Below are 22,104 nucleotides of genomic sequence, written 5' to 3' on the forward strand. Positions count from 1 at the left end.
GACATCGTGTCACTTGAAGTGAAGCGGCTGCAATCGGTTGTATGCGGACAGGTAGGTTTCGATAACGGCATCCATCATCACATTCGCATCCTCGAAGACCTGCTTGCGCCCGGAGGCGGCTTCGATCCATTCAATGGTTCGGCAGATACCTTCCTGGAATGGAATCGATGCGTTATAGGCCGGCACGAACTCCTTGATCTTGCTGTTGTCGAACACCGCACTGGCTGCCTTGTCGCCCAAGAGCCCGCCCCGCATCCCGGGCACCATTCTGGCAATGTACTCGGAGGGGACATGTACCTTGTTGACTTGCTCCACTCCGGCTGCCCGGCCCACCGCATCGTAGATCTGATTCCAGCTCTGCACCTCATCGGAGGTGATATGGAAGGCTTCGCCAATCGCTTGCGGGTGTCCGAAGAGCCCGGTAAAGCCGATCGCGAAATCCTCTGAATGTGTAATGGTCCAAAGACTAGTCCCATCCCCATGTACGAGGACAGGCCGCCCCGCCCGCATCCGTTCGATGATGGCAAAATTGTTCCAGCCACCGATCGCAACCGGGATCACGGTTTCATAGGTGTGCGAGGGGCGAACGATGGTGACCGGGAATCCGGAATCGTGATAGGCCTGCATGCAGGCCGCCTCGGCGGCAATCTTCTGGCGCGAGTAGTCCCAGTAGGGATTTTCCAGTGGCGTCGATTCTGTGATTGGAAACTGCTGTAGCGGTTTCTGGTAGGCACTGGCGGAACTGATGAAGATATATTGCGCGCATCGGCCGGCGAACAGGCGTACATCACGTTCCACATCAGATGCGTTGAAGGCGATACAGTTCACGACAACGTCGTAGTGTTGCCCGTTCAAAGAGTTCGCTGTCGCCGTTTCGTCGTGGATGTCCGCCTGGATCGTGGTCGCGCCTTCGATGCCGTAGCTCTCCGGTGGACGTGTTCCGCGATTGAGCAGGACGACCTGATGGCCTTGCCCGATCAAGCGGCGTACTGATGCCGCGCTGATGTTACCGGTGCCGCCGATAAAGAGGATCTTCATGAGTCAGTATTGGTAGGAAACTGCCAAACATGCAAACTTGTGCCGTTTCTTTGCGTGGCATTGGGGGGGGGGGCGTTGTGTAAGGGGGGCGTTTTAAAGCATCGGGATGCCACGTTTGCAGAGCTGAATCGGCAGTTGCCAGGGATCACGAAGCATGGCGAGTTGGTCACCATTTTCCAACTGGTCGGGGCCGTTGACCAAAGTGGCTCCGGCTTCCAGCAAACGTTTGAGGGTGCCGGACAGGTCTTCACAGACGAAAGCCAGATGGAGCAGGAGGGGGTCCATGGATGCATAGTCTGGAGTCGTGACCTTCGGGTTGTTGTAGATTTCGATCATGACCTGGTCGTTCCCTGCTGCGAGGAAGCGTACCGGCACCGGAGTGTCGGCGGAGCGCTTTACCTGGAAGCCCAGGTGTTCGCTATACCACCGGGCCATCGCGTCCGGATCTTCGACTTGATAGGCAAAATGTTCGATTCGCATGCCGTGAATATGATTGGTGTTTCAGCCTATTCCCAAGCTTTTCTTCAAGGGAATTGTAATTAGCTCCGATCGGCATGTCGGCTTCCGGTCGAATCAGCCCGGTTTGTCGTGTGTATTAGCGCTTATTCTGCCAGTGCTCGTAATCTGTACAGTGGCAATCATGGGTATATGAGTTGCTGCACTTTGATGCATGACAAACGAGCTACTTGAAGAGGAACCCGTATTCCCTGAAAATGAAGGGGCGCCCGCGAGGCAGTTGGACTATCTGGGGTACGCGCCGTGTCCGATCCGCAAGGAGTTGCAACGGCGGATGCATGCCTACTTCAACGCACACAAGTCGGAGTTTGGCCCGATTGAATGGTTTTCGCCGGATGGCTGTTTTCATGGAAGCGGTGACAATGATCCCTACGACCTTGTCTGGAAGGGGGAAGATCCGTCGGACATGCCAGGAGTGATGACCGATGGCGGGAGTAGTGATTTCTTTACCGCGGAAGGACACGAGCGGTGGATTGCCTCCGGGGTATATGCGGATGATGCCGGAATCCATACGCAGATTCGTCCGGAGTTTGCGGAAGCCGGCTTGGAGGATCCTTTGGGAGCAATGCATCTGTACGCCAGCTTTCCATCCGTCATCATGGTGGATCTGGAAAAGTTGGGCGACCGCCCGTCACCCCTGGGCTGGAAGGATCTGGGCAACCCGATTTACAAGGGAGACATCACGCTCGCAGGACACGACGACAACGAGCTCTCGGACAACATGCTCTTCAATACATGGAAGAACTTCGGTGATGACGGTTTGCGGGCGCTGGCCTCCAATATGAAGCAATTCTGGGCGCCCGCGAAAATGATGAAGGCCATCGGGGCGGGGCATCCGGACGGAACTGCCATCTATTGTTTGAACTATTTCTTCGCCAAGGCCTGCCATCGAAGTGAAAAGGCGCGACTGGTTTGGCCGGAGGAAGGCGCATGGTTTCAGCCTCTCATGGTCTTGGCGCGGAAGGGGCGTCGTCCAGCCTCACAGTTGGCGATCGACTTCCTGTTTACGCCCGAGTGGGGGCGCTATCTCGACCAGGTCGGCTTTCCTCCGGTTTACAGCTACGAAGGACAGCCTGCCTTGCCCGGAAAGATGAGCTGGGCGGGCTGGGACTTCTTCCGTCAACCGGACCTGGAGGCCAAGCGGGAAGCCATGCAGGCCGTTTTTCAGGAGGCGCTTCACCTGTGATTTCCCTTATCACAGTTGGTGGGCCGCCATCCTGTGGCAAGACGAGTGTCATCCTTAAGACGGTTGCCAGCATGTCGGATACGGGCAAGCGGATCGGTGTGGTCAAATTCGATTGCCTGAGTTCGCAGGATGCGGACCTGTTCAAGGCGGCAGGAATTCCGGTTCTCACCGGTATCTCCGCCAATTATTGTCCGGATCATTATTTCGTTACGAATATCGAGGATTGTGTGCACTGGGCCGAGAGCGAGGGGCTGGATCTGCTGATCAGCGAAAGCGCGGGCCTGTGCAACCGCTGTGCTCCACATGTGCGCGGCTTTCTGGCCGTTTGTGTCCTGGATAATCTTTCCGGTGTCAATACACCGCGCAAGGTCGGCCCCATGCTGAAAACCGCCGATATCGTTGTGGTTACGAAAGGGGATATCGTCAGTCAGGCGGAGCGGGAGGTTTTTGCCTTTCGGGTCAGGCAGGTGAACCCCAAGGCGAGGGTTCTTTTTATCAATGGCATCACCGGGCAGGGGGCCTGGGACCTGGGGCGCCTGTGGTTGGAAGCCCCGGCGGATGCGCCGCTTGCCGGTGGCCGCATGCGATTCTCCGTACCGACTGCGGTCTGTTCCTATTGCTTCGGGGAACTGCGTATCGGCGAGGCACACCAGCAGGGCACGCTGCGCAAAATACAAATTCCGGAGGCGGGCTGATGGCTGTGGACGAACCGATCGACTTGAATGCCTTTCTGGACTTGTACCATCTTCCGGCAACGGACGCTGCGGATCTGAAGGCTTACTGGGAATCCCTGCCATGGAACACCCGCCAGGAATCCGGTTTTACCTTGGGCCGCTTGTTGGAGGCTTATTCCGAGTATGCGAAAAACGCCGGCATTCTCAATGACGAGACGCCCCCCCTGCGCGCACTCGATATACTCCCTGGTCGGGACAAATCAGGTTGTCCGGAAGCTTTCGACCTTCATTTTGAGCCCGGCGAGGTGGTCTGTCTGGTGGGGCCGACAGGAGCGGGCAAAAGTCGCCTTCTGGCTGATATCGAATGTCTGGCACAAGGAGATACGCCGACCGGTCGCTGTGTCCTGGTCAACGGACAGGCTCCCGACTTTGGCGGACGTTTCTCCGGCGAAAGCAGCCTCGTCGCACAGATTACCCAGAACATGAATTTCATTATGGATCTGAGTGTACGGGACTTTCTCTACATGCATGCGGAAAGCCGTGCGCTTGAGAATGTCGATACGGTGGTGGCCCGTGTGTTGGACGAGGCGGTCGCCATGGCCGGCGAACCTTTTGGCCCGGAGGACCAGATTACCCAGCTCAGTGGCGGTCAGTCCCGCGCGCTGATGATCGCGGATGCCGCTTACCTGAGTCCCAAGCCCGTGATTCTGATTGACGAGATCGAGAATGCGGGGGTGGACCGTAACCGTGCACTCGACCTGTTTGTCAGGAAGGGGAAGATCGTACTCCTCTCAACCCATGATCCGATACTGGCTCTTTCGGGCGTGCGGCGTCTCGTGATTGCCAACGGTGCTGTCGCGAAGGTGATTGAGACCTCAGACGTCGAACGGAATATCTGTGAAGAGCTCAAGCAGATGGACGCCGTGCTTTCTCGTGTGAGAGGGCGTCTTCGTGCCGGCGAGTGTATCGGGGACTTGTGAGTTCTGTAGTTGTAAACCGATCGTGCCGGTATACTGCACCGGGGGCGATTGCTTGCTGTCTTACTAGGCCTGCGAGGGTGCTTCCTGCGCAGTCGTATTGACTTGCCCGCTCCTGTCCGTCTTAGGCCGGAGCAGCAGCCATGGTTTGCCGAGGGGCAGTATTTCGCGGCCAAAGACTTGTGCGTAGATCGCGGCAGCCATCATGTAGAGCGCACTGAACGCGCAGGCCATCAGTTCGTACCCGGCGATTGCGGTCAGCCGAACCGCGTTTTCATGCGGGAGGAAGTGTGCCACGTCGAGGAGGATGAAGCCGATTAGGAGTAGGGTAAAGGTGAGTGCCATGGCGCTGTGGATACGCATGGCGGGGATCCACATGATGAAGGTGTAGACTGTGTAGCCAATCAGGAAGAAGCCGACATCGGCATGGGTCGATTTGTAGACGCCCAGGGCATTGCAGATCAGGATCACGCCGAATCCGATCCAGAAGGCGCCATAGGCGACAAAGGCGCTGTAGCCGAAATTGTTGCCGCACTTGAACTCCTGGAAGCCTGCAATGAGCTGGGCGAGTCCACCGAAAATCAGGGCCAGGGCGAAGACCGGTCCGATGCCGCACCATCCGACATTGTGAAATTGGAGGACCAGCGTGGTGACGCCGAAGCCTGCCAGACCGACGACCGCCGGATTCCCTTGTGCATTTGTACCGTGTGACATGTTAAACCTGATCTTCGCTTGATTGTTCGATGCGGATTGTCCGTATGAAGAAGGCTGGCATGCAGGCACGTCCGCCCCTCGAGTCAACTTGCTTCAACCCTCGAGGGCGGATATAAGCTTATTTGATTTGGGCGGTTAGGACCACTGCGCACTCCATGCTCGTGTCCGCCAGCGGTGGCCGTGCGGATGCGGTGAGATTGGCGTCAGGCACCGGGTTCGGATCTTTGAGTCCGGCTCTCCCGTAAGGAAGACTCTGTCATCGGCCGAGTCATACGCTCATTCGTGTGCGTCGACACTATGGTAGCCTTTTGGTTGAGCGTAGCTCTGATTGTTAAAATGGGGGCCCTTGCCATACCATGGCAGGGTCGGGTCTTCGTAACGGGGTGGGTTGCCCGCCACGCTCGCGTTTAAGAGTGTCACGCTGTCTTTGAGGATGACTTCACCCGGCCCCATTATGAATGAGCCGGGATCCCCCGCACCGACACCTGCGAAGGAGAGGATACAATTTTCCAGAATGACCGTGGTACCTGCTGTCTCCGTGCCCACAATGAATCTCGAGCGATCCGATCCGTGGAAGGTGCAGTTCTTCGCGGTAATCGCATGTTCTCCTTTTTGACTGGGTAAGGTAAACTCGCGGCTGCCGTGGTCCACGGAGATACAATTCACCAGCTCGCCGTCGTACCAGACCTTGAAGCCGTACCTGCGATTCGAGATGGCCTTGCAGTCCTTCAGTGTTTGACGGGTGCCTTTCAAGTCGTATCCCGCATCCTGGTTGCGACTCGACAAACAGCCGATCAATGTGATCCCGATGTTGCCTCGCTCGAACTTGATGCCGTCCCCCTGCGGGTAGGAGCCCTTGAGCTCGCGGTTGTTGATCGACACACAGTTCTCCATCCGGATGTCCGTGTTCGGGGGCGCCTCGCTTCCTTTTGAGTGGAAGTCGAACCCCACCGGATCGGAGCAGTACTTCCAGAATGCCTTGTCGTCTTCGTTTCGTGTGCCGGTGCAGTCCGCAAGGCTGTCGAGGATCGAAATGCGGTCACAGGAATGACTGAAGCGGAAACCGGCTTCGCTGTACCGTTCGGCTTGGCAGTGCCGGACGGTCAGGTCATCGCAGTTTGCAAAAGCAAACGCGGCTTCCCGTACACTGTGGACCGAGAGGCCATCGATAATTAGACCCCGGTGCTCTGTCTCATCTGTCGCCAGGCCAAACTCCCGATGCTCGATGCGGAGGTCTTTCACTGTCCAGTAACTGCTCCCTTCGATAAAGCGGAACGTTGTGTAGCTGCGTGTCTTTTGCTTCCCAACAAAGCTTGGCGGCCCGAAACCCCGGTCCACCCCGATCAAGGACTTGCGCGCTTCTGCCGTTCCGCTGCTGCCGATCTTGATTCTCAGGTCGCCGTAGTTTGCCGCATCCTCCGATTCAGGACCACCGAGGTACAGGCTGTCACCGGCTTCCATGCTTTGGTCCAGCACCGTGGCTAGCGCGTCACTTGCATAGGCATGCGCCCAACTTGAACCGTCCTTCGATCCGGCACCGTCAACCGTCATGTAAAATTCCGCCGAAAAGGCCAAGGCTGGGACCAAGCCCAGGAGGCATGCGGTTCGGGCAAGTTTTGATCGGAGGCGGTCCAGCAGATGGCGATTCTTCATAAACGAGTGGTTTTACTCTACTGCATCTCTATATCCTGTGAAAGTGTCGGCTGTTGAAGCTATTCACCGCCATGGAGAAACACGAGCATTCATCGCGGCCGGTAACCAGCGATCTGCGCTCTCGGATCGGGCGAATCACGAAAGCGGTTGTAAACTCCACGCCTGTCAATTCGTTCGAACATATCTAGTTTCCTCGTCTCCGTTCGGAAATTCACCCCGACCGACAGATGTTCGAAAAATGTCGAACTATGACGTTCCATTGATTGCATCGAGTGGGCTTGTCGCTATAATACAGCCAAGAAGCCGGGCCCGGGCTGGACGCATGTGTTGAGTCGCGGACCTACGACCATCCGTGCATGGCAGGGCATGGGCAGAACAGAGAGGAATCGAATCATTTATGACAGAAAAACATGCATTAGTCGCAGGCGGCCTTGGCGTCATCGGACGCAACCTGGTCACACACTTGGCGGATGAGCTGGGGTGGGACGTCACCGCGGTTTCCCGGCGCAGTCCGGAATTTGAAACAAAGGCCAGGTACATATCCGTGGATCTATGCGATTACAATGCCACCCGCGTCGCGTTGACCGATGCAGCTCCGTTCACCCACGTTTTTTATGCTGCCTACCAGGAACTGGAAATTCCGGAGGAGCAGGTGTCTGTGAACCTTTCCATGTTGCGTAATTGCGTCACGGCTGCCGGCGTGCTGTCACCGGATTTACAGCGGGTCGTGCTGTATGAGGGGGCGAAGTACTACGGGGCGCACCTCGGCGCCTTTTCGACGCCGGCGCATGAGGAGGATCCCCGGCAACTGCCGCCCATGTTCTACTACGACCAGGAAGACTGGCTTCGATCCGTGGGTGAAGGCAAGCCCTGGGACTGGGTCGTGCTGCGCCCGGATGTTGTCTGCGGTTTCGCCATCGGGAATCCCATGAACCTGGCGATGGTCATCGCGGTCTATGCCTCGATCTGCAAGGAACTCGGGCTACCACTGCGCTTCCCCGGCTCGCGGGAGTGTTATGGCAAACTGGCCCAGGTTACGGATGCCGGTCAATTGGCCCGTGGCTCGGCTTGGGCTGCGATGGAGGCGGAAGGAAAGAAAGCCTACAACTTGACCAACGGTGATATTTTCCGTTGGTCGCACTTATGGAAGCAGATCGCCGCATACTTCGATATGGATGCGGCGGAGCCGATGCCGATCCGTCTCTCCGAGATGATGGCGGACAAGGCCCCGCTCTGGCAGGCAATCCAGCGCAAGTATGGCCTGGTTGAAGTGCCTTATGAGAAGATTGCTTCTTGGCCCTTCGGTGACTTTATCCTGAACTGCGACTGGGATGTGATTTCATCCACTACGCGTATCCGGCAGGCCGGCTTTCATGATGTAGTCGACAGCGAGTCGATGTTTTTGCGTTTATTCGACGAATTCCGGGAGCGGAAAGTGATACCCTGAAGCGGTTGGTGCTAGAGTGATTGGAGTGCTTTCCAGGCTTCGACGCTCTCACGGATTTGACTGGTTAACTGGGCCATTTCCGCATCGTTTCTCGGTGGCGTGTTGACCGGGTTTCCCTTCAAAACGCACTCCACGACATAGGGACCTTCAAAGCCTCCTCGACGGAGCGCGTTGAGATAGGCGCCAAAGTCAATGTGCCCCCGGCCAATGCCTTCTCGGTTTGAATCGGACAGGTGAAAGACCGAGTTCCGGGAGGCATAGACTTCCAATGTTTTCAAGGGGTCGGGTTCTCCGATATTCATATGAAAACTGTCCAACAGGATTTGGATGTCCGTACAGCCGCTCGCATCGATTAGCTGCTGGTATTCCGCTGCGGTGTGAATGTAGGGGACTTCGTAGAGGTTGCAGGGTTCGTAGGAGAGGGGGACGCCCTTGCCATTTGCGTAACTTGACAATGACCGGAGGGCCTCGCTGAGAAATGTCCAGGCGCCTTGCTGGTCCCTGCAATTTTTCGTCCAGGCCGATAGGCCTTGCAAGGTCTGGCCCACGCCGAGTTCGGCGGCAAAGTCGATGGCTTTATCGTAGTAGCTGATAGCGTTCTCGAACGTGGCCTCACCGTTTTTGGGGCCTGGATGGCAATCAAAGGGGTCATAGATAATCAGGGCCAAGCCGTTGGCGGCAGCCGCTGCTTTGACTTCGGCCGCTTCGAATTCACGATAGCTCCCGCAGAATTGAACTCCAGTCAGGCCAAGCCCTGCGATAGTGGACATCATCAAGTCCAAATCTTTGATTCCCAGATTCCAGGTGCAGATGCCGATAATTTCATTTTGTGAACGCATCGGTTAAGCTATCCGGCTATCATGTGTTTCTCAAATGCCGGCACCGCGTTTTGATGGGTTCATCGGCATGCTTGGAGCAATCTTACCGGCAGCTCGCGTGGAGATCGTCTTTTCTATGGTCGAGCTTTTCTTGCAGTTCCAGAAGCTTCCGTTCGCGGGCAAACATGTTTTCCTCCCATTGCTGTAGCTCCGCCTCCTTCTGCACCATGGCATGCATCCGATCCATGAGTTGCTCTTCCATTTTTAACAATTCTTCCTCTCTTTCAGCCAGTTGAAGCCGGAACTCGTTCTGCTCCCGGTGCTGGCGCGCCAATTCCTCCGCACGCTGCCCCGATTCCAGTCGCTCCTGCTCGATGGCGCCACTCATTTTCAGCAAGGCATCCAATTGACTGCGCAGACGCTGGTTCTCCAGACGCAAGCTGCCTGCTTCGGTTTCGAGTTGCTGAATGGTTTCGGCCCCGCGCGTGCGGAATAGTTTTGTGGCGCGCCTTGTTCGTGCCGTTTCCAAGGAAACGTAGGCAACTGGCACCAGCCCGTCGAAACTTAAACTGTCCAAAGCTTCCAGGTTCGGTAGTTCCAGGTTGGGTCCGACCGTCACTAAATTGCGACGGTGTCCATCGGGCGATTCCATTAGCACAAGGTAATGCACTTCGGTATTATCGAAAATCAAGCGGACTGACTTCCGCTTGCTGCGGTCCAATCCGGATAGTAACTCTTCCTTGCTGAGTTTCTTAAGTGCGGTTTTGCTTTCCATCTAGGTCTTTTTATTGGAGGGAAATAGTTGATTTAGCATAGCTGTGATTGATGCGTATCCGATTTACAATGACACTTTACGTTGTTACCTGAACTTCACAAAAATAGCTTAAGCCGCATTGATGGCGGGCATTAGGTTTTATTGTATCGGATATTGTGATACAGATGTTACATGTTCTGTTTCAGTCTGTCGACAGTCCGGTAACATTCCTGTGAACCGAAACACTAGCCTCGACAGTATTGCCGGCGAACCTATCTCGAATCACGTCGAATTCAGATGTGCGATGAGTAATCAACCTAAGAAAAGTGTTTTGATTGACCTTTCGGAGAATCCCGTCGAACGGGGTCATCGAAATAAGGGGCTTCTTTTTATTTTAATCCCGATTGTTCTTTCAGGAATCGTAGCGGTCGCATTCTTTCTGGTGTCGGGGGCCGGCAAATTCAATCATGGCACGACTCCTAAAACGCTTGAAACCGATGACGCAAAGCTAGGGGAAGTGATGCGCAGCTCTGAACTGACTCAGCCAGTGGTTTCAGGTTTCGCTGAGCCGGTATTGCCGACACCGCAATCCGGGAGTTTCAAAAGCATGATGATTCCGGCTGTCGAAATGAACAGGGACGAGCAGCCAGCTCCTGGACTCGATGAATCTGAGCCACGGGATCACCTTGATGACATTATGGATTTTTATGCCAGTCATGCAGAGTTGAAGCGGATGCCATTGCATGAAGAGGAATGTTCGGCACTCGTCATTCAACTGCAGAAGGCGCAAGGGGACGACAGGGCAACCCTGGAAAATGCGTATGCCGTGGCCCTTATTGAAAACCTCACCGATGCAGTCACGCGCGAGATCGGATGCAATCGCCGGATTGTCGAAGGAGACGCCCTGCAAACCTATGCGGCTCTCGAATGGAATGAGGTGGAAAAGAAACTTGAAGCTCTGCAAGCCCTCGAAGCCCAAGGGTCCAACTGGGAAAGCTTATTGATCCGGGAGAATGCACTTCAGTCGATGATGAAGTTTCAAACGGCCGCAGTTGCGACCCTGTCGGAGCTCGCTGCGAATTACCAGAATCAGGGTGAAATTGAGATGACGAAAAGTATGTACCGGAAAATCCTCACCTTACAACCTAAGTCAGAACCTGCTATCCGGTTCTTGCATCGTCATGCGTTTCCGGCCGGAACAGAACGGCAATTCACTCCGGTTGGACTCACGATGTGCTTCATACCGGCAGGCTCCTACATCATGGGCACGCCGGAGTATGAAATCGGCAGGGATGAAGATGAATGGCAGCATCCGGTTACGCAGACCCGGGCATTCTTCCTTAGTAAGCGGGAAATTACCCAGAACCAGTGGCTGCAAGTGATGGGACGACTGCCTGGGCAGTTACCCCAATCCGAATTCAAGCCTGAGTTGCCTGTACACAGTGTCAGTTGGCACGAAGCCATGGCTTTCTGCCGGCAATTGTGTGAAATCGATCCGGAGGGTAACTATCGCCTGCCCACTGAAGCAGAATGGGAATATGCTTGTCGCGCCGGCAGTGCGGAGCCGTACAACAATCGAAGCAACCGTCTGGAATTGTCCGCGGCGAATATTTTCGATCCCGGAGCCGTCGGCAACAAGGATGCAGTTGTGGCGGTTGGCCAATACGAGGCGAACGCCTGGGGCCTGCAGGACATGCATGGAAATGTATGGGAATGGACCTTGGATTGGATGCAGCCTTATGAGGAGTTGCCGGCGCTGAATCCTGTTGCGGATAAACTCAGCGAAGGGGCGGATGAAAACTTGAGTACAAAGGTGCTTCGTGGCGGTTCCTATTACGACGAGGCTGGGTTCGCCCGATCGGGCAATCGTTGGGATTATGCCCCCAGTGTTGCAACCGAATACATCGGATTCCGCGTAGTACGTGAGGTCCGGTTTTGAATTTTTAACCACATCAAATTATGAAGAAGATTCATCAATCGCTCTTAATCACCTTGACCGGAATGATCGGCCTTTGGATGCCGGCTTGCCAGACTCGCTCGACCTGTGGTCCACAAAGCCAAGCTGGCACGCAAGCTGCGCCAGTCATGGTGCCGGCGCAGAAAAGTACGCCTGCTTCCGCTTATGAACCATACAAGCTGAGAACTTCATTGCAGGGTTACCTCCGTAGTATCGGCTCGGATAGTATGGACCAAGTCATCGCCAACTGGGAATCGGAACTGGGGCGCTTTCATCCTAACCTCCGATTCCGCCATGAAGGTAAGGGCTCTTCGACTGCCATTCCCGCTCTTCTTGAACAACGTTCCGACATCGGACCGATGAGTCGTGCCGCCAAAGACGCTGAAATCGAAAAGTTTACCGGCAAATTCGGCTACGCACCCACTCAGCTTACCGTGGCGATTGATGCACTGGCTGTCTTCGTCCACCCTGACAATCCGATTCTGGAAACAGGCCTGAGTTTGGATCAACTGGAGCGGATTTTCAGTCAATCCGAGGAACCGGTTACACGTTGGGGTCAGCTAGGCCTCGGTGGACGATGGACGGATGCTCCGATCCGGCTTCACGGCCGCAACCCCGCATCCGGGACCTATGCTTTCTTCAAGTCAAAAGCTCTAAAGAAACAAGATTACAATGCCGGACTGACCGAACATCCCGGAAGCGCTGAAGTGGTTGCTGCGGTGGCAGCCGATCCCTATGCAATCGGCTACTCCGGCATTGCTTATATGACCGATGACGTGCGGGCAGCGCCCCTGCAGGACAGTGAGGGGGCGGTTGTCGGGGCGAATGAAGCCAACGCGGCCTCCGGCAAATACCCCTTGGCCCGCAATCTCTACATTACCTTAAACATCGATCCAGCCACCGGTCCCAGCGATTTGCTGAAGGAGTTCATGCGCTTTGCCTATAGCAAGGAAGGGCAGCAAACCGTTGCCGAAGTCGGCTATTTCCCGGTCTCGGTCGAGGCCGCCAAGCGCGCGGCCGTTCCTTTTCAGTAGGCAGCGGATAAGTTGGAAACATCACGACGGCTGGGTGTCTCGGACGCCCAGCCGTTTTGCTTTGAAACGCTTGCACCTTAAGGACATATACGGAGTGTTCCGGCCATTTAGCCCACTCGTATGTGGCGATCATTCAATTTCATGTAGGGGAGCGCTACAATCGCAGGACTCATTCCGGTCGGAATTATTACATTTCTTTCAACTCGTATTGCTCCGAAGGTCTCTTTATTGCTTCCATATTATTAGCGTGAGTAGGGGCGGATCGGAATTCGACGGCCGGCCCGCATACGTTTGAACTGCATTGGAATTAATCGACCCTATATGAGCCCATCCCCTAAGATAAGCCTGCGCAATCCGGCCGGTGAGGATTTCGGACCGTTTCATTGGAAGCGGATCGTGGAATTCTTTGAGTTGGGTTTGATTGACGACTTCTTTTACCTCCGGGCAACGGGGGAGGCCGCTCCCATCGGCGAACTGGTCAAAACACTGGGCGTCCCTCCTACGATAGGGATTAACGCGATCCTGAACGGGGGGGCCGTGGATGGCGCCAAGAGTTCGAAGCAGGAACTGGAGGCGCTCCATCAACTGGGCTTCCCGCCGGTGAGTGTCCCCATCTTTGCCGAGCTGGCGGAGCATCTCACTCAGCGTATGGCCCTGAGCGAGGCGGCGCTGGATGCGGAAGATCCCAACTTCAAGCTATCGTATGCCGAATTTGAAGCCTTGATGGCTAAGTCGGAGGTAGATGTGGAGCCGGTTGCCGACATGCCACCGGCAGAGGCCGATGTGTCCCCTGAGGACTTGGACCGCGAGCCGGAGGAATCCGAACCGGAGGAAGTCGGTGCACCGGACGAAGTGCCGGAAGGTGTACCGGACGAAGTGCCGGAAGGTGTACCGGAGGAAACCCTGGATACTGAAGCGGCAGCACTCGAAGACGATGATGACATGCCGGATGTGATCGAAGACATACCGGACTATTTGTCAGGTCCGGAAGAGACGCCCCCGCCGGCGCCGGCGATCGCAGCATTCGCTGGCAGTGACAGCGAAGACGGGGCAACCGAAGCGGACCAAGCGGAACAAGAGCCCGAGCCGGCTCCTGAGGTGACGCAGCCGGAATCCGCCCCGGCATTTGATTTCGAATCCCTGGCTGACGCAGCACCGTCAACTCCGGTGGAAAAGCCCCGATACGTACAACCAAAGACCGAGAAGCCGATAATTCCGCTAGTTGTGGCCGTGCTGGCTTTGCTGCTGATCGCTGGCGCAGTGGCGGCGTTTCTGATCATGGGCAAGGGGCACGAAGCCGGGGCCGATACTGCGGTACCGGTTGAACGCGTTGTTCCGGCTCAGTCCGTAGATCCGGTCGTTCTTGAAAAGGTCGAAAGTCCGGCCGAGTCCGATACGGCTGTTCAGACCGTCGTCCAGACCGAGGCGGCGGTTGAGGACGAACCGGCCACGAACAAGGTCAAGGGGCTCTTTAAGGATGCGACCGGAGCCATTTCCGGTGCGGCGAACAAGACGGTTGATTTCGTGAAGCCCGCGGTCAAGAAGACCGTCGAGGTCGTGGGCGATGCGGTTGAGACCGCGACCGATGCCGCTGCGGATGCCTTGAAGGATAGCGATGAGTCCGAGTCCGTGACGACGGAAGCGGATGCCGTCGAATAAGCCGGAACCGCCATTATGCTCTGACCGTCAGCGAATCGCTTTTTGCAGGGGGCAATTTTCGACCTCGATGCGGTGGCCTGCCCGGTAGCATTGCAGCAAGCGCTTGGACTCCTTTGCCAGCATGCGCCTGACTTCCCGGCGTGCGCCCTTTTCGCGGGGAATCGGCATGTGGTCGTAGGCGGTGGTTTGGTGGCGGAGCCATGCGATGGTCGCGGCTTCCGCTCGCTGCTCGATGGGGATCCGTTTGGTCCGGGCCACCGTGCCGCTGCCGACCGGTGTCGCATGCGCGCTGATTAGCTGGGCCAGCCGGACTGCGAGCTGTTCATAGCGCGGATGAAAGTTCAAGTAGTCGCGCAGAGCCTTGGTGAAATCTTCTGCGTAGGCCAGTTCCTGCCGGGCACGACGGGCACGGCCTGCTTCGAGCTTTCGGGTATAGCCGGGGTCGGCGCGTTCGATTTGAAGCGCAAACCGTAGAGCTTCAATTCGCTTGGCCGGTGCCCAGATGCCTCTGGAGAAGAGCTTGCGGCCCTTTTTCTCTTTCACCGTCCAGCTAGGACCGTCGGCTTTGATCCGGCGGCTCAGTGTGGCGTCCCCTGGAGGCAACAGGGCCCATCCGGCGGGCACTGCGCGTAACTCGCCCTTTAGGGTCAAGACATGGCCAGGCTTGGCGCAGGGGCGGACTTCGAGCGTTTCATCCATCGGAAGGGGCGCCGGCGACTAATTGCCGCGCTTCTTTCGTTTCGAGGGCTGGGTGCGCAGGCCCTTCTTGCCCGCGCTTTTTACCGTGCTCTTGCCGTCGTTCGACTTCCAGCGCCGAGCCTCTGCCTGAAATTGATCTATCTTCTTATGATTACACCTGTCCCAATCCATCGCTGACCTCCTGATTTATTGAAGGGCAGGGAACTTGGGGCTGCGTCGCTCGCTTGTCCATCTTCTTTCCGTAACGGGAATACCTCAAGAGTTTGATCCCTGCGGCTCTAGGCATTAGTGTATACAGGTGATGGCGGAACAATCGAATCTGAACAAACCGTGGCTGGTTGCGGTATGGCCCGGCATGGGCGGGGTGGCGTCCAGCGCGGGATACTACCTGATGTCCAAGCTTGGCATGCATCAGTTGGCCGAGTTTTCACCCCGTGATCTCTTCGACATTGAATACATCGATGTGCAAGGTGGAATCATTCATCCCGGCCGTCTACCGCGCAGCCGTTTTTTTGTCTGGAAGGATCCGGAGGCGAAGCGCGACATACTGGTCTTTATCGGTGAGGCGCAACCGCCCATCGGCAAGCATGCCTTTTGCCACCGGATGATCCAGTTTGCCCAGCAACTGGACGTACAGCGAGTGGTTACCTTTGCCGCGATGGCGACCGGGATGCACCCTGAACATGATGCACGTACCTTTGCCGCAGCGACCTCGGAGGACGGCTTGGCCGAGCTGCGGAGCTTGAACACCGAAATACTAGAGAAAGGCCGAATTGGTGGCTTGAACGGCGCGCTGCTCGGGGTGGCCGCCGAGGATGGACTCGACGGCGTTTGCCTGCTGGGCGAGATGCCTCATGTCTTCGCGCAGCTTCCGAACCCCAAAGCCGCCTATGCCGTGCTTGAGACTTTTTGCCGGTTGGCAGGGGTCCATCTCGATCTTGCGGAACTGAAGCAACAAGCCGATCAGGCAGGCGTGCAACTTGGTAAACTTTTGGGGAATGTCGAACAGATGATGCGGCAGCACGCGGGCGATGGGGCCGCGCCGGCTGAGGCCGTACCCGATGACGAGGAATCCGGACTGGACCCCGGTGACCGGCAACACATCGAAACCCTGTTCGAACAAGCCCGTCAGGACCGCTCGAAAGCCTACGAACTGAAGGCCGAACTCGACCGACTCAAACTGTTCGACAAGTACGAGGACCGCTTTCTCGATCTATTTCGCTCATCCTGAGGCTGGAAACTTAGGTCCGGCGTGTAAGCCGTGTGCGTGCAATATGACTTGAGACTTTTGCGGATGGGGTTTCACTGCGCCTGACATGCCAGCGGACGAATCAGACTACACCCAGCCCTCATTGTTTGATGACACCGCACCGGCACCCAGTGCGGACGCGATCACAACCCAGGAGATTGCCCAATTTCTCCGTAAAAAATCGGCACGTCGCCAGTTGAGCGAAGATGTCACCGCAAAGACCGCACCGCGGATCTACTGGCACAAGGGCAATGAACTGTCATTTTTTGAACGCGTGCCGCACCGATTGTCGGGCAGTCCCTATCTTGAGGCGCGTACCAGTGTCTTCGACTATGAGCGTCCGCAGCATGCGGGGCAGGCTTTGGCGGAATGGATCTTCAGTGGCGACACTCTGCCCGGTATCGGTGCGCGCTTTCGTGTATTCGACCTGAAGGCGGCCAAATGGATCGGATCGGGCCGTGTCGCCGAAGACCGTGATACCGTCTTTGCCTTTCTCGTAGCCGGCCTCTGGTCGGATTTTTACAAGTTCGAGCACGACTGCAGCGGGCTGGTCCTGGTGATTTTTGACGGGGCCCGGCCGTAAGTCGGGTATCTTTATCTCTGGCGCCTGGGCTGGATGGCACTTTCTGGGCGGCCAATTTAATCTTGCTGTTCTTTAGGTGTTTCGGGACTTAGGCAGCACCGAATTCTTACCCTTCCCGATAGAAAAATAAATCAACATCTTGTGCCGATGTCGTATCAAATTTTGGCAGGATTTCTTTTCGCCAGCGCTCTTACATTGTCCGCGCAAACGACCTATCTGATCGATTTTAACACGACCCGGACCACTTCGACTTTTCCGGGCGGTGCCTCGGCTTGGAATGTCTACGCGGCGGATACAGATATCGAAGGATCCGCAGTCACGATTGCCGACACCTCCGGATCGACTGCTACGGGCATTACTCTGATTGGAGCTGGTAGTCTTACGGACTCGGGCAATACCGAAACACTGGATAATGGGGGCCCCTCCTGGGTCACGGAAGGAAATAGCAGTAATGCGGCGGGTGATTATTTTTTCACCAGCACCGGGAGCGGTGCCGAATCTTTCACTCTGACCTTCGGAAACTTGGTTGAGGACTCTCAAATCTCTCTGGATCTTTTCTCCAGCCGTTACACGGACACCGCGACTGGTTATTTCGAATATTCAATCGACGACGGCTCGACTTGGTATGGCTTCTCCGTTCTTGAGAAAGATGGAACGGCGACAACGGATGTTTATTGGCTAGGCGAAGACACCAGCAGTTCGCCTTATCGCGGGAAAAGCGACGGTGATGCTTTGGGACGCTACATGAATGAAATCATTACACTTTCCGGAACGACTTCATTGCAGATCAAAGTGACAGATTATGTTACCGGTTCCGGCACCTATACTGTGTTGAATGCACTCCGATTGACGGTCATTCCCGAACCCTCCAACTATGCGCTGATTTCAGCGGGTTTCGCGGCCGGCTTGATCGCGCTCCGTCGCCGGAGATAAGTGTTTGGGGCGACCACTTATGCCCCTTGATGATGACTGCAGTCGTCATCTCGCTGGCAGCCCTCGACCGGCGTGACATCGCCAAGGAGGCGAGCCATCAGCGGGTGGTCCGAGCCACAGGCAAACTCGCCGCGGAAGAAGAGCAGGGGACGCTTGATCAGAATCGGAGACTCGATCATCGCCTGCAGCAGCTCGTCTTCGCTTAAGGTCTCAGGCTTAAACTCGCCCGCCGTGATTTGTGGCGCGCGTAGATTGACGCAGTCGTGGATGCTGCGACCGGCGAAGAAATTGAGCAACTCCTTCGCTTCCAGCTTCCGGCTCAGAAGGTCGACAAACTGCACCACGTAGCCGGCTTCCTTTAGCTGCTCCATCTGGCGGGCATTGCCTTTGCAGCCGGCTTTCCCATAGAAAGAGACGATCCCTTTTATTTGGTCCGGTTGGATGTTGTCGGACTTGCTCAGTCCGTCGAGTGCACAGCTGGTCGTTTCGTTGTTCATTCCGGGAAAAACTCCAGGTTGATTTCCTCTTTGCCCTCCTTGGTCTCCATGGAAAAGCGGCCCTTGTAGTAAAGCGGAGTGCCTTGTTCCTTGGCGGTGATCTCATACTTGGCCTTGGTCGAGCCATACAGGGCCTCATCCAGATCCTTGTGCAGGTATAGGTTCAGAGACTCGTCGTCGTTGAACTGGACCAGCACCTCGGAGTGCGAGATGAAGACGAGATCATCGTAGGCATAGGTCACTTCCTGCCCAACCGCTTGGGCGAGCTCATTGACCAGATAGAGTGGGCGAAGCTTATTTGGCTCGGACATGACTGCCCTCTAGCAGGTCGTAGTCCCTATGAGCCGTTCGTGTAATCTTTGCCCGTTGTTAAAAGCAGGACTAATGGTGTTTTAAACTAGGACTAGAGGCTTGGTTCTTGGGGATAGGGCTCGTTGTTCACAACGAGCTGCAGTGTGCACGGGACGCAGATCGATCGGGATACCGAACCTCGTCCCAGCGTGTGCCCCGTGATTCTTATTCGAGTTCGTATTCCGATTCGTATTCCGGAGCCACACTGGGCACGCCGGTCGCAGCTTCCACTTCGCGGGCGAAGTTCACCGCGACCTCGGATTCCCCATGGGTGATGAAGGCACGTCGCGGCTTCGACTCAATCGAAGTGATCCAGTGCAGTAGCTCCGACTTGCCGGCATGGCCGGAAAAGCCGCCGATCTGTGAGATGTGGGCGCGTACTTCCTTTTGTCGACCGAACAAGCGAACTGATTGTGCTCCGTCCAGAATCTGCCGCCCCAAAGTGCCCTGCGCCTGATAGCCTACGAAAAGAACCGTGTTCTCCCGGCGGTCGATATTCGCATCCAGGTGGTGTTTGATGCGACCACCGGTGCACATTCCGGAACCGGCGATAATGATGACTGTGCCGTGGATCGAATTGATCGCCTTTGATTGCTCGACGGTTCGGATCAACTTAAGCGAAGGAAAGTCGCAGGGGTGGTTGCCATGGCTCAAGCGTTCCATCGTCTCTTCGTCAAAGAGCTCCGGATGCCGGCGAAACACATCGGTCACCCGGACAGCCATCGGGCTGTCGACCAGTACCATCGTCGGCGGAATGCGCTTCTGCTCCAGCAACTCACCCAGATAATACATCAATTCCTGGGATCGCTCGACCGCAAAGCTGGGTATGATGACATTGCCGCGCTCACGGTGCGCCTGGTTTACCACCTCGGCCAACTGGTCGTGAATGGCGCCGGCGTCGGGGTGTTCCCGGTCGCCGTAAGTGGATTCCATTACCACATAATCCACACCACTGGTAAAGACAGTCGGGTCGCGCAGGATGGGCACATCGTTGCGCCCGATATCACCGGAAAACAAGAGTGTGCGCGTTTCGCCGCCTGACTGTATTTTCAACAAGATACTCGCGGCCCCGAGGATGTGCCCGCTCTCGAAGAAGGTGGCTTCAAACCCATCCGCGATGCGCACGGGCGTCTCAAACTTTACATAGGACATCAAGCCGCCGACGCGCTCGGCATCCTGCACCGTAAACAAGGGCACATAGGGATGCTTTGCTTCACGGCCAGCTTTCTTGTGGCGCTTCTTTTTGAAGGCCACGTCTTCTTCCTGGATCTTGGCGCTGTCACCCATCACGATCTTGGCGATGTCGCCCGTCGCCGAGGTGCAGTAGATTTTGGCGCGCAAGCCCTCCTTGCCCAACTTCGGTAGCAGCCCGCAGTGGTCGAGGTGCGCATGAGTCAATAGGACCGCATCCAAGTCTTCCGGCGGCACCTTAAACGGCTCCCAATTCCGATCCTGCAGGGCCCGCTCCTGGTAGTACCCGCAGTCAATCATGATCCGCTGGTTGTTTGCCTCTACGACATATTGTGACCCGGTCACATTTTGCGACGCTCCCAGAAAATGAATTTTAATCTTCATGCGATTTACCTCCCTTGAAATTCAGGCTGAAGGCTAGAAGACAAACCTTCTTATGGCAAGTCAAGGGTCGGCAATTGACAGCACTTCGATCCTCTTGTTCGTAAGCTGAGGCCTTGAGCTGGTGTCGCTTTCGCTCGACAAATTTCTTAATTATTCCAGGATCGTTACTTCTATGCGGAAAAGAGTGGAACGTTGCCGCGGTATCCCCAGTGCGCTACTGGGGGTTGTGATGCTTCTGTACTTGCTGGTGTCGGGCTGCGCGACCGACCCGGAAGCCTACCCGAAGCCGGAATCGACCGCGATCCGGGATTATCGGTCGACGACCCTCGGCCATACCCACGCGGCCTCGGAGGTCGCTCACCCGGGCGAGTCGGGTTTTGCCCTCCTGCGCTACGGGCACAAGGCTTTCAACGCGCGGGTCAGCATGCTTGACCGGGCGGAAAAGAGCATCGACCTGCAAGTGTATATCTGGGAAGCGGATGAAACGGGGCGCATCATGGCCCAACGGGTGCTTGCCGCGGCGGATCGTGGTGTGCGTGTCCGCATACTGGTGGACGATCTCGGCTTCGGGGGCAGCGACCGAGCCCTGATCGCGCTCGACGCGCATCCCAAGATCGAGGTACGGGTTTACAACCCCTTTGCCGGACGCAAAAGCCCGGTTCTGGATCTTCTGACGGATCTGCAACGTGTCAACAGACGCATGCACAACAAGATCCTCATCGTGGATAACAGCTTCGCCATCGTCGGCGGCCGGAATATCGGGGATCACTATTTCGCGGTAGCCCCCGATTCCAATTTTCGTGACCTTGACATTGCCGCGGTCGGCCCCGTGGTGCGTGAAGTGTCCGAGGCCTTCGATTATTTCTGGCGGGGAGACTGGTCCGTTCCCGCGGCTGCGGTTGTTCGGGAATCAGTCGATCTCGGAACCTTGAAGCAGTTTGCCGCCGATATTGATGGGTTGATTGCCCTCGGCCATTACCCGTACCCGCTTGACGCGGACCTGGACGAATTTCAGCAGCAGGTCGAGGACCTCGAGGGATTGTTTGTCTGGGCTCCGGGACGAATTGTCTGGGACGATCCGGCGGTCACCGACGCCGATGGCGGCGAGCTTATTTCTAAATTGCGCGGGAAGCTCCCGAAGCTGCAGAAATCGCTGACCGTGGAATCTGCTTACTTTGTCGTCGGGGACCGTGGCGTCGAACAGGTGAAGCAGCTCACCGGTCGGGGGATCACCGTGCGCGTTCTGACCAACTCACTAGTCTCCAATGATGTGCTGGCGGCCCACGCCGGTCATGCCGAGTTTCGCAAGCAACTGCTCGAAGTGGGTGCAGAAATCTATGAGCTACGTCCGGATTCTTCAGTGATCCGGAAGACCTGGGAGGGGGAACCGCTCTCGGGCCTGCACACCAAGGCATTGGTCTTTGACGATGAAAGCGTGTTTGTCGGCAGTTTTAACCTCGACCCCCGTTCGTCCAATATCAATACCGAGGCGGGGATCTACGTGGAGAGCCCCGAGTTGGCGCGGCAAGTCTTGGAATACATGGCCGAGGGGGTAGAGCCACGGAACAGCTACAAGCTGGAGTTGGATGAGAGCGATCACTTGATCTGGATTACCACTAACAACGGCGAGGCAGTCCGCTACCGAAAGGATCCCTTGTCGACCTTTGGGCAGCGTTTCCTAGCGAAGCTCATCGAGCTCTTGCCGGTGGAGTCGCAGTTATAGGCATTGGGCCGCTGCGGCTTTTTCTAGGGGAAGTAGAAAGGAGGCAAACGCCCCCCGGCACTTTAGG

21 protein-coding genes are annotated in these 22,104 nt (G+C 56.3%); 11 read left to right on the forward strand and 10 right to left on the reverse strand.

Annotated features, from left to right (window positions below; translation table 11 throughout):
- Positions 1 to 9: 9 nt before the first annotated feature.
- Together O2597_RS04380 and O2597_RS04385 are read right to left on the reverse strand one after the other, a co-directional pair.
- The gene (locus O2597_RS04380) at positions 10 to 1,038 is read right to left on the reverse strand and encodes an SDR family oxidoreductase (RefSeq protein WP_269522977.1); all 1,029 of its coding nucleotides are present in this window, start codon (positions 1,036 to 1,038) and stop codon (positions 10 to 12) included.
- A gap of 93 nt (positions 1,039 to 1,131) precedes the next feature.
- Positions 1,132 to 1,518, reverse strand: coding sequence for a VOC family protein (locus tag O2597_RS04385; RefSeq protein ID WP_269522978.1), 387 nt, complete (start codon positions 1,516 to 1,518; stop codon positions 1,132 to 1,134).
- A 190-nt stretch (positions 1,519 to 1,708) separates the two neighbouring features.
- On the opposite strand from O2597_RS04385, the gene O2597_RS04390 reads away from it, so the two are divergent.
- The 3 genes from O2597_RS04390 to O2597_RS04400 are packed head-to-tail and all read left to right on the forward strand — an operon-like array spanning position 1,709 to position 4,394.
- Entirely contained in the window at positions 1,709 to 2,740 is a 1,032-nt protein-coding gene (locus tag O2597_RS04390) for an ABC transporter substrate-binding protein (RefSeq protein ID WP_269522979.1), read from the forward strand.
- Positions 2,740 to 3,435, forward strand: coding sequence for a GTP-binding protein (locus O2597_RS04395; RefSeq protein ID WP_345782998.1), 696 nt, complete (start codon positions 2,740 to 2,742; stop codon positions 3,433 to 3,435). The genes O2597_RS04390 and O2597_RS04395 overlap by 1 nt, the downstream gene beginning before the upstream one ends.
- Entirely contained in the window at positions 3,435 to 4,394 is a 960-nt protein-coding gene (locus tag O2597_RS04400; RefSeq protein ID WP_269522981.1) for an ATP-binding cassette domain-containing protein, read from the forward strand. The genes O2597_RS04395 and O2597_RS04400 overlap by 1 nt, the downstream gene beginning before the upstream one ends.
- A 63-nt stretch (positions 4,395 to 4,457) precedes the next feature.
- Here the strand turns inward: O2597_RS04400 and O2597_RS04405 are convergent, their stop codons facing one another.
- Complete coding sequence (locus O2597_RS04405) at positions 4,458 to 5,105, reverse strand: acetate uptake transporter (RefSeq protein WP_269522982.1); 648 nt, start codon at positions 5,103 to 5,105, stop codon at positions 4,458 to 4,460.
- A gap of 276 nt (positions 5,106 to 5,381) precedes the next feature.
- Positions 5,382 to 6,758 (reverse strand): right-handed parallel beta-helix repeat-containing protein, encoded by a 1,377-nt coding sequence (locus tag O2597_RS04410; protein ID WP_269522983.1) that lies wholly within the window; start codon positions 6,756 to 6,758, stop codon positions 5,382 to 5,384.
- A 397-nt stretch (positions 6,759 to 7,155) separates the two neighbouring features.
- Between O2597_RS04410 and O2597_RS04415 the strand changes: the two genes are divergently transcribed.
- Positions 7,156 to 8,205 carry an SDR family oxidoreductase gene (locus tag O2597_RS04415; RefSeq protein ID WP_269522984.1) on the forward strand — a complete coding sequence of 350 codons (1,050 nt, stop codon included), beginning with the start codon at positions 7,156 to 7,158 and terminating at the stop codon, positions 8,203 to 8,205.
- 11 nt (positions 8,206 to 8,216) lie between these two features.
- On the opposite strand, the gene O2597_RS04420 is transcribed toward O2597_RS04415, so the two are convergent.
- Positions 8,217 to 9,044 (reverse strand): sugar phosphate isomerase/epimerase family protein, encoded by an 828-nt coding sequence (locus O2597_RS04420; RefSeq protein WP_269522985.1) that lies wholly within the window; start codon positions 9,042 to 9,044, stop codon positions 8,217 to 8,219.
- 82 nt (positions 9,045 to 9,126) lie between these two features.
- Complete coding sequence (locus tag O2597_RS04425; RefSeq protein ID WP_269522986.1) at positions 9,127 to 9,798, reverse strand: hypothetical protein; 672 nt, start codon at positions 9,796 to 9,798, stop codon at positions 9,127 to 9,129.
- 121 nt (positions 9,799 to 9,919) lie between these two features.
- Here O2597_RS04425 and O2597_RS04430 point away from each other — a divergent pair, with 121 nt between their 5' ends.
- The 3 genes from O2597_RS04430 (at position 9,920) to O2597_RS04440 (ending at position 14,427) form a co-directional block, all read left to right on the forward strand.
- On the forward strand, positions 9,920 to 11,716 hold the full coding sequence (locus tag O2597_RS04430) for a formylglycine-generating enzyme family protein (RefSeq protein WP_269522987.1): 1,797 nt from the start codon (positions 9,920 to 9,922) through the stop codon (positions 11,714 to 11,716).
- A gap of 20 nt (positions 11,717 to 11,736) precedes the next feature.
- Positions 11,737 to 12,768 (forward strand): PstS family phosphate ABC transporter substrate-binding protein, encoded by a 1,032-nt coding sequence (locus tag O2597_RS04435; protein ID WP_269522988.1) that lies wholly within the window; start codon positions 11,737 to 11,739, stop codon positions 12,766 to 12,768.
- A 321-nt stretch (positions 12,769 to 13,089) separates the two neighbouring features.
- Entirely contained in the window at positions 13,090 to 14,427 is a 1,338-nt protein-coding gene (locus O2597_RS04440; protein WP_269522989.1) for a hypothetical protein, read from the forward strand.
- Between the two features lie 27 nt (positions 14,428 to 14,454).
- Here the strand turns inward: O2597_RS04440 and O2597_RS04445 are convergent, their stop codons facing one another.
- Entirely contained in the window at positions 14,455 to 15,126 is a 672-nt protein-coding gene (locus O2597_RS04445) for a DUF2293 domain-containing protein (protein ID WP_269522990.1), read from the reverse strand.
- Between the two features lie 301 nt (positions 15,127 to 15,427).
- Here O2597_RS04445 and O2597_RS04450 point away from each other — a divergent pair, with 301 nt between their 5' ends.
- From O2597_RS04450 to O2597_RS04460, 3 genes are all read left to right on the forward strand, one after another.
- Complete coding sequence (locus tag O2597_RS04450) at positions 15,428 to 16,357, forward strand: PAC2 family protein (protein ID WP_269522991.1); 930 nt, start codon at positions 15,428 to 15,430, stop codon at positions 16,355 to 16,357.
- Between the two features lie 85 nt (positions 16,358 to 16,442).
- On the forward strand, positions 16,443 to 16,958 hold the full coding sequence (locus O2597_RS04455; RefSeq protein WP_269522992.1) for a hypothetical protein: 516 nt from the start codon (positions 16,443 to 16,445) through the stop codon (positions 16,956 to 16,958).
- Between the two features lie 147 nt (positions 16,959 to 17,105).
- Positions 17,106 to 17,891: a PEP-CTERM sorting domain-containing protein gene (locus O2597_RS04460; protein WP_269522993.1), complete on the forward strand. Its 786-nt coding sequence runs from the start codon at positions 17,106 to 17,108 to the stop codon at positions 17,889 to 17,891.
- A 17-nt stretch (positions 17,892 to 17,908) separates the two neighbouring features.
- On the opposite strand, the gene O2597_RS04465 is transcribed toward O2597_RS04460, so the two are convergent.
- From O2597_RS04465 to O2597_RS04475, 3 genes are all read right to left on the reverse strand, one after another.
- Positions 17,909 to 18,388 (reverse strand): ArsC/Spx/MgsR family protein, encoded by a 480-nt coding sequence (locus O2597_RS04465; RefSeq protein WP_269522994.1) that lies wholly within the window; start codon positions 18,386 to 18,388, stop codon positions 17,909 to 17,911.
- Positions 18,385 to 18,699 carry a hypothetical protein gene (locus O2597_RS04470; RefSeq protein WP_269522995.1) on the reverse strand — a complete coding sequence of 105 codons (315 nt, stop codon included), beginning with the start codon at positions 18,697 to 18,699 and terminating at the stop codon, positions 18,385 to 18,387. Before O2597_RS04470 ends, O2597_RS04465 begins: the two co-directional genes overlap by 4 nt.
- A gap of 205 nt (positions 18,700 to 18,904) precedes the next feature.
- A complete protein-coding gene (locus O2597_RS04475; protein WP_269522996.1) occupies positions 18,905 to 20,314 on the reverse strand; it encodes an MBL fold metallo-hydrolase in 1,410 nt (469 codons plus the stop codon).
- Between the two features lie 172 nt (positions 20,315 to 20,486).
- On the opposite strand from O2597_RS04475, the gene O2597_RS04480 reads away from it, so the two are divergent.
- Positions 20,487 to 22,037 (forward strand): phospholipase D family protein, encoded by a 1,551-nt coding sequence (locus O2597_RS04480; protein ID WP_269522997.1) that lies wholly within the window; start codon positions 20,487 to 20,489, stop codon positions 22,035 to 22,037.
- Positions 22,038 to 22,104: the final 67 nt, after the last annotated feature.

The sequence above is a fragment of the Coraliomargarita parva genome, assembly GCF_027257905.1.
Taxonomy (GTDB): domain Bacteria; phylum Verrucomicrobiota; class Verrucomicrobiia; order Opitutales; family Coraliomargaritaceae; genus Coraliomargarita_A; species Coraliomargarita_A parva.

Excerpts from the sequence above, each read along its gene's own strand:
- O2597_RS04435 (WP_269522988.1), top strand. The coding sequence starts at position 11,737 with ATGAAGAAGATTCATCAATCGCTCTTAATCACCTTGACCGGAATGATC.
- O2597_RS04425 (WP_269522986.1), bottom strand. The coding sequence starts at position 9,798 with ATGGAAAGCAAAACCGCACTTAAGAAACTCAGCAAGGAAGAGTTACTA.
- O2597_RS04380 (WP_269522977.1), bottom strand. The coding sequence starts at position 1,038 with ATGAAGATCCTCTTTATCGGCGGCACCGGTAACATCAGCGCGGCATCA.
- O2597_RS04420 (WP_269522985.1), bottom strand. The coding sequence starts at position 9,044 with ATGCGTTCACAAAATGAAATTATCGGCATCTGCACCTGGAATCTGGGA.
- O2597_RS04390 (WP_269522979.1), top strand. The coding sequence starts at position 1,709 with ATGACAAACGAGCTACTTGAAGAGGAACCCGTATTCCCTGAAAATGAA.
- O2597_RS04405 (WP_269522982.1), bottom strand. The coding sequence starts at position 5,105 with ATGTCACACGGTACAAATGCACAAGGGAATCCGGCGGTCGTCGGTCTG.
- O2597_RS04480 (WP_269522997.1), top strand. The coding sequence starts at position 20,487 with ATGCGGAAAAGAGTGGAACGTTGCCGCGGTATCCCCAGTGCGCTACTG.
- O2597_RS04455 (WP_269522992.1), top strand. The coding sequence starts at position 16,443 with ATGCCAGCGGACGAATCAGACTACACCCAGCCCTCATTGTTTGATGAC.
- O2597_RS04440 (WP_269522989.1), top strand. The coding sequence starts at position 13,090 with ATGAGCCCATCCCCTAAGATAAGCCTGCGCAATCCGGCCGGTGAGGAT.
- O2597_RS04460 (WP_269522993.1), top strand. The coding sequence starts at position 17,106 with ATGTCGTATCAAATTTTGGCAGGATTTCTTTTCGCCAGCGCTCTTACA.
- O2597_RS04410 (WP_269522983.1), bottom strand. The coding sequence starts at position 6,758 with ATGAAGAATCGCCATCTGCTGGACCGCCTCCGATCAAAACTTGCCCGA.
- O2597_RS04400 (WP_269522981.1), top strand. The coding sequence starts at position 3,435 with ATGGCTGTGGACGAACCGATCGACTTGAATGCCTTTCTGGACTTGTAC.
- O2597_RS04385 (WP_269522978.1), bottom strand. The coding sequence starts at position 1,518 with ATGCGAATCGAACATTTTGCCTATCAAGTCGAAGATCCGGACGCGATG.
- O2597_RS04475 (WP_269522996.1), bottom strand. The coding sequence starts at position 20,314 with ATGAAGATTAAAATTCATTTTCTGGGAGCGTCGCAAAATGTGACCGGG.
- O2597_RS04445 (WP_269522990.1), bottom strand. The coding sequence starts at position 15,126 with ATGGATGAAACGCTCGAAGTCCGCCCCTGCGCCAAGCCTGGCCATGTC.
- O2597_RS04430 (WP_269522987.1), top strand. The coding sequence starts at position 9,920 with ATGGCGGGCATTAGGTTTTATTGTATCGGATATTGTGATACAGATGTT.
- O2597_RS04415 (WP_269522984.1), top strand. The coding sequence starts at position 7,156 with ATGACAGAAAAACATGCATTAGTCGCAGGCGGCCTTGGCGTCATCGGA.
- O2597_RS04465 (WP_269522994.1), bottom strand. The coding sequence starts at position 18,388 with ATGAACAACGAAACGACCAGCTGTGCACTCGACGGACTGAGCAAGTCC.
- O2597_RS04470 (WP_269522995.1), bottom strand. The coding sequence starts at position 18,699 with ATGTCCGAGCCAAATAAGCTTCGCCCACTCTATCTGGTCAATGAGCTC.
- O2597_RS04450 (WP_269522991.1), top strand. The coding sequence starts at position 15,428 with ATGGCGGAACAATCGAATCTGAACAAACCGTGGCTGGTTGCGGTATGG.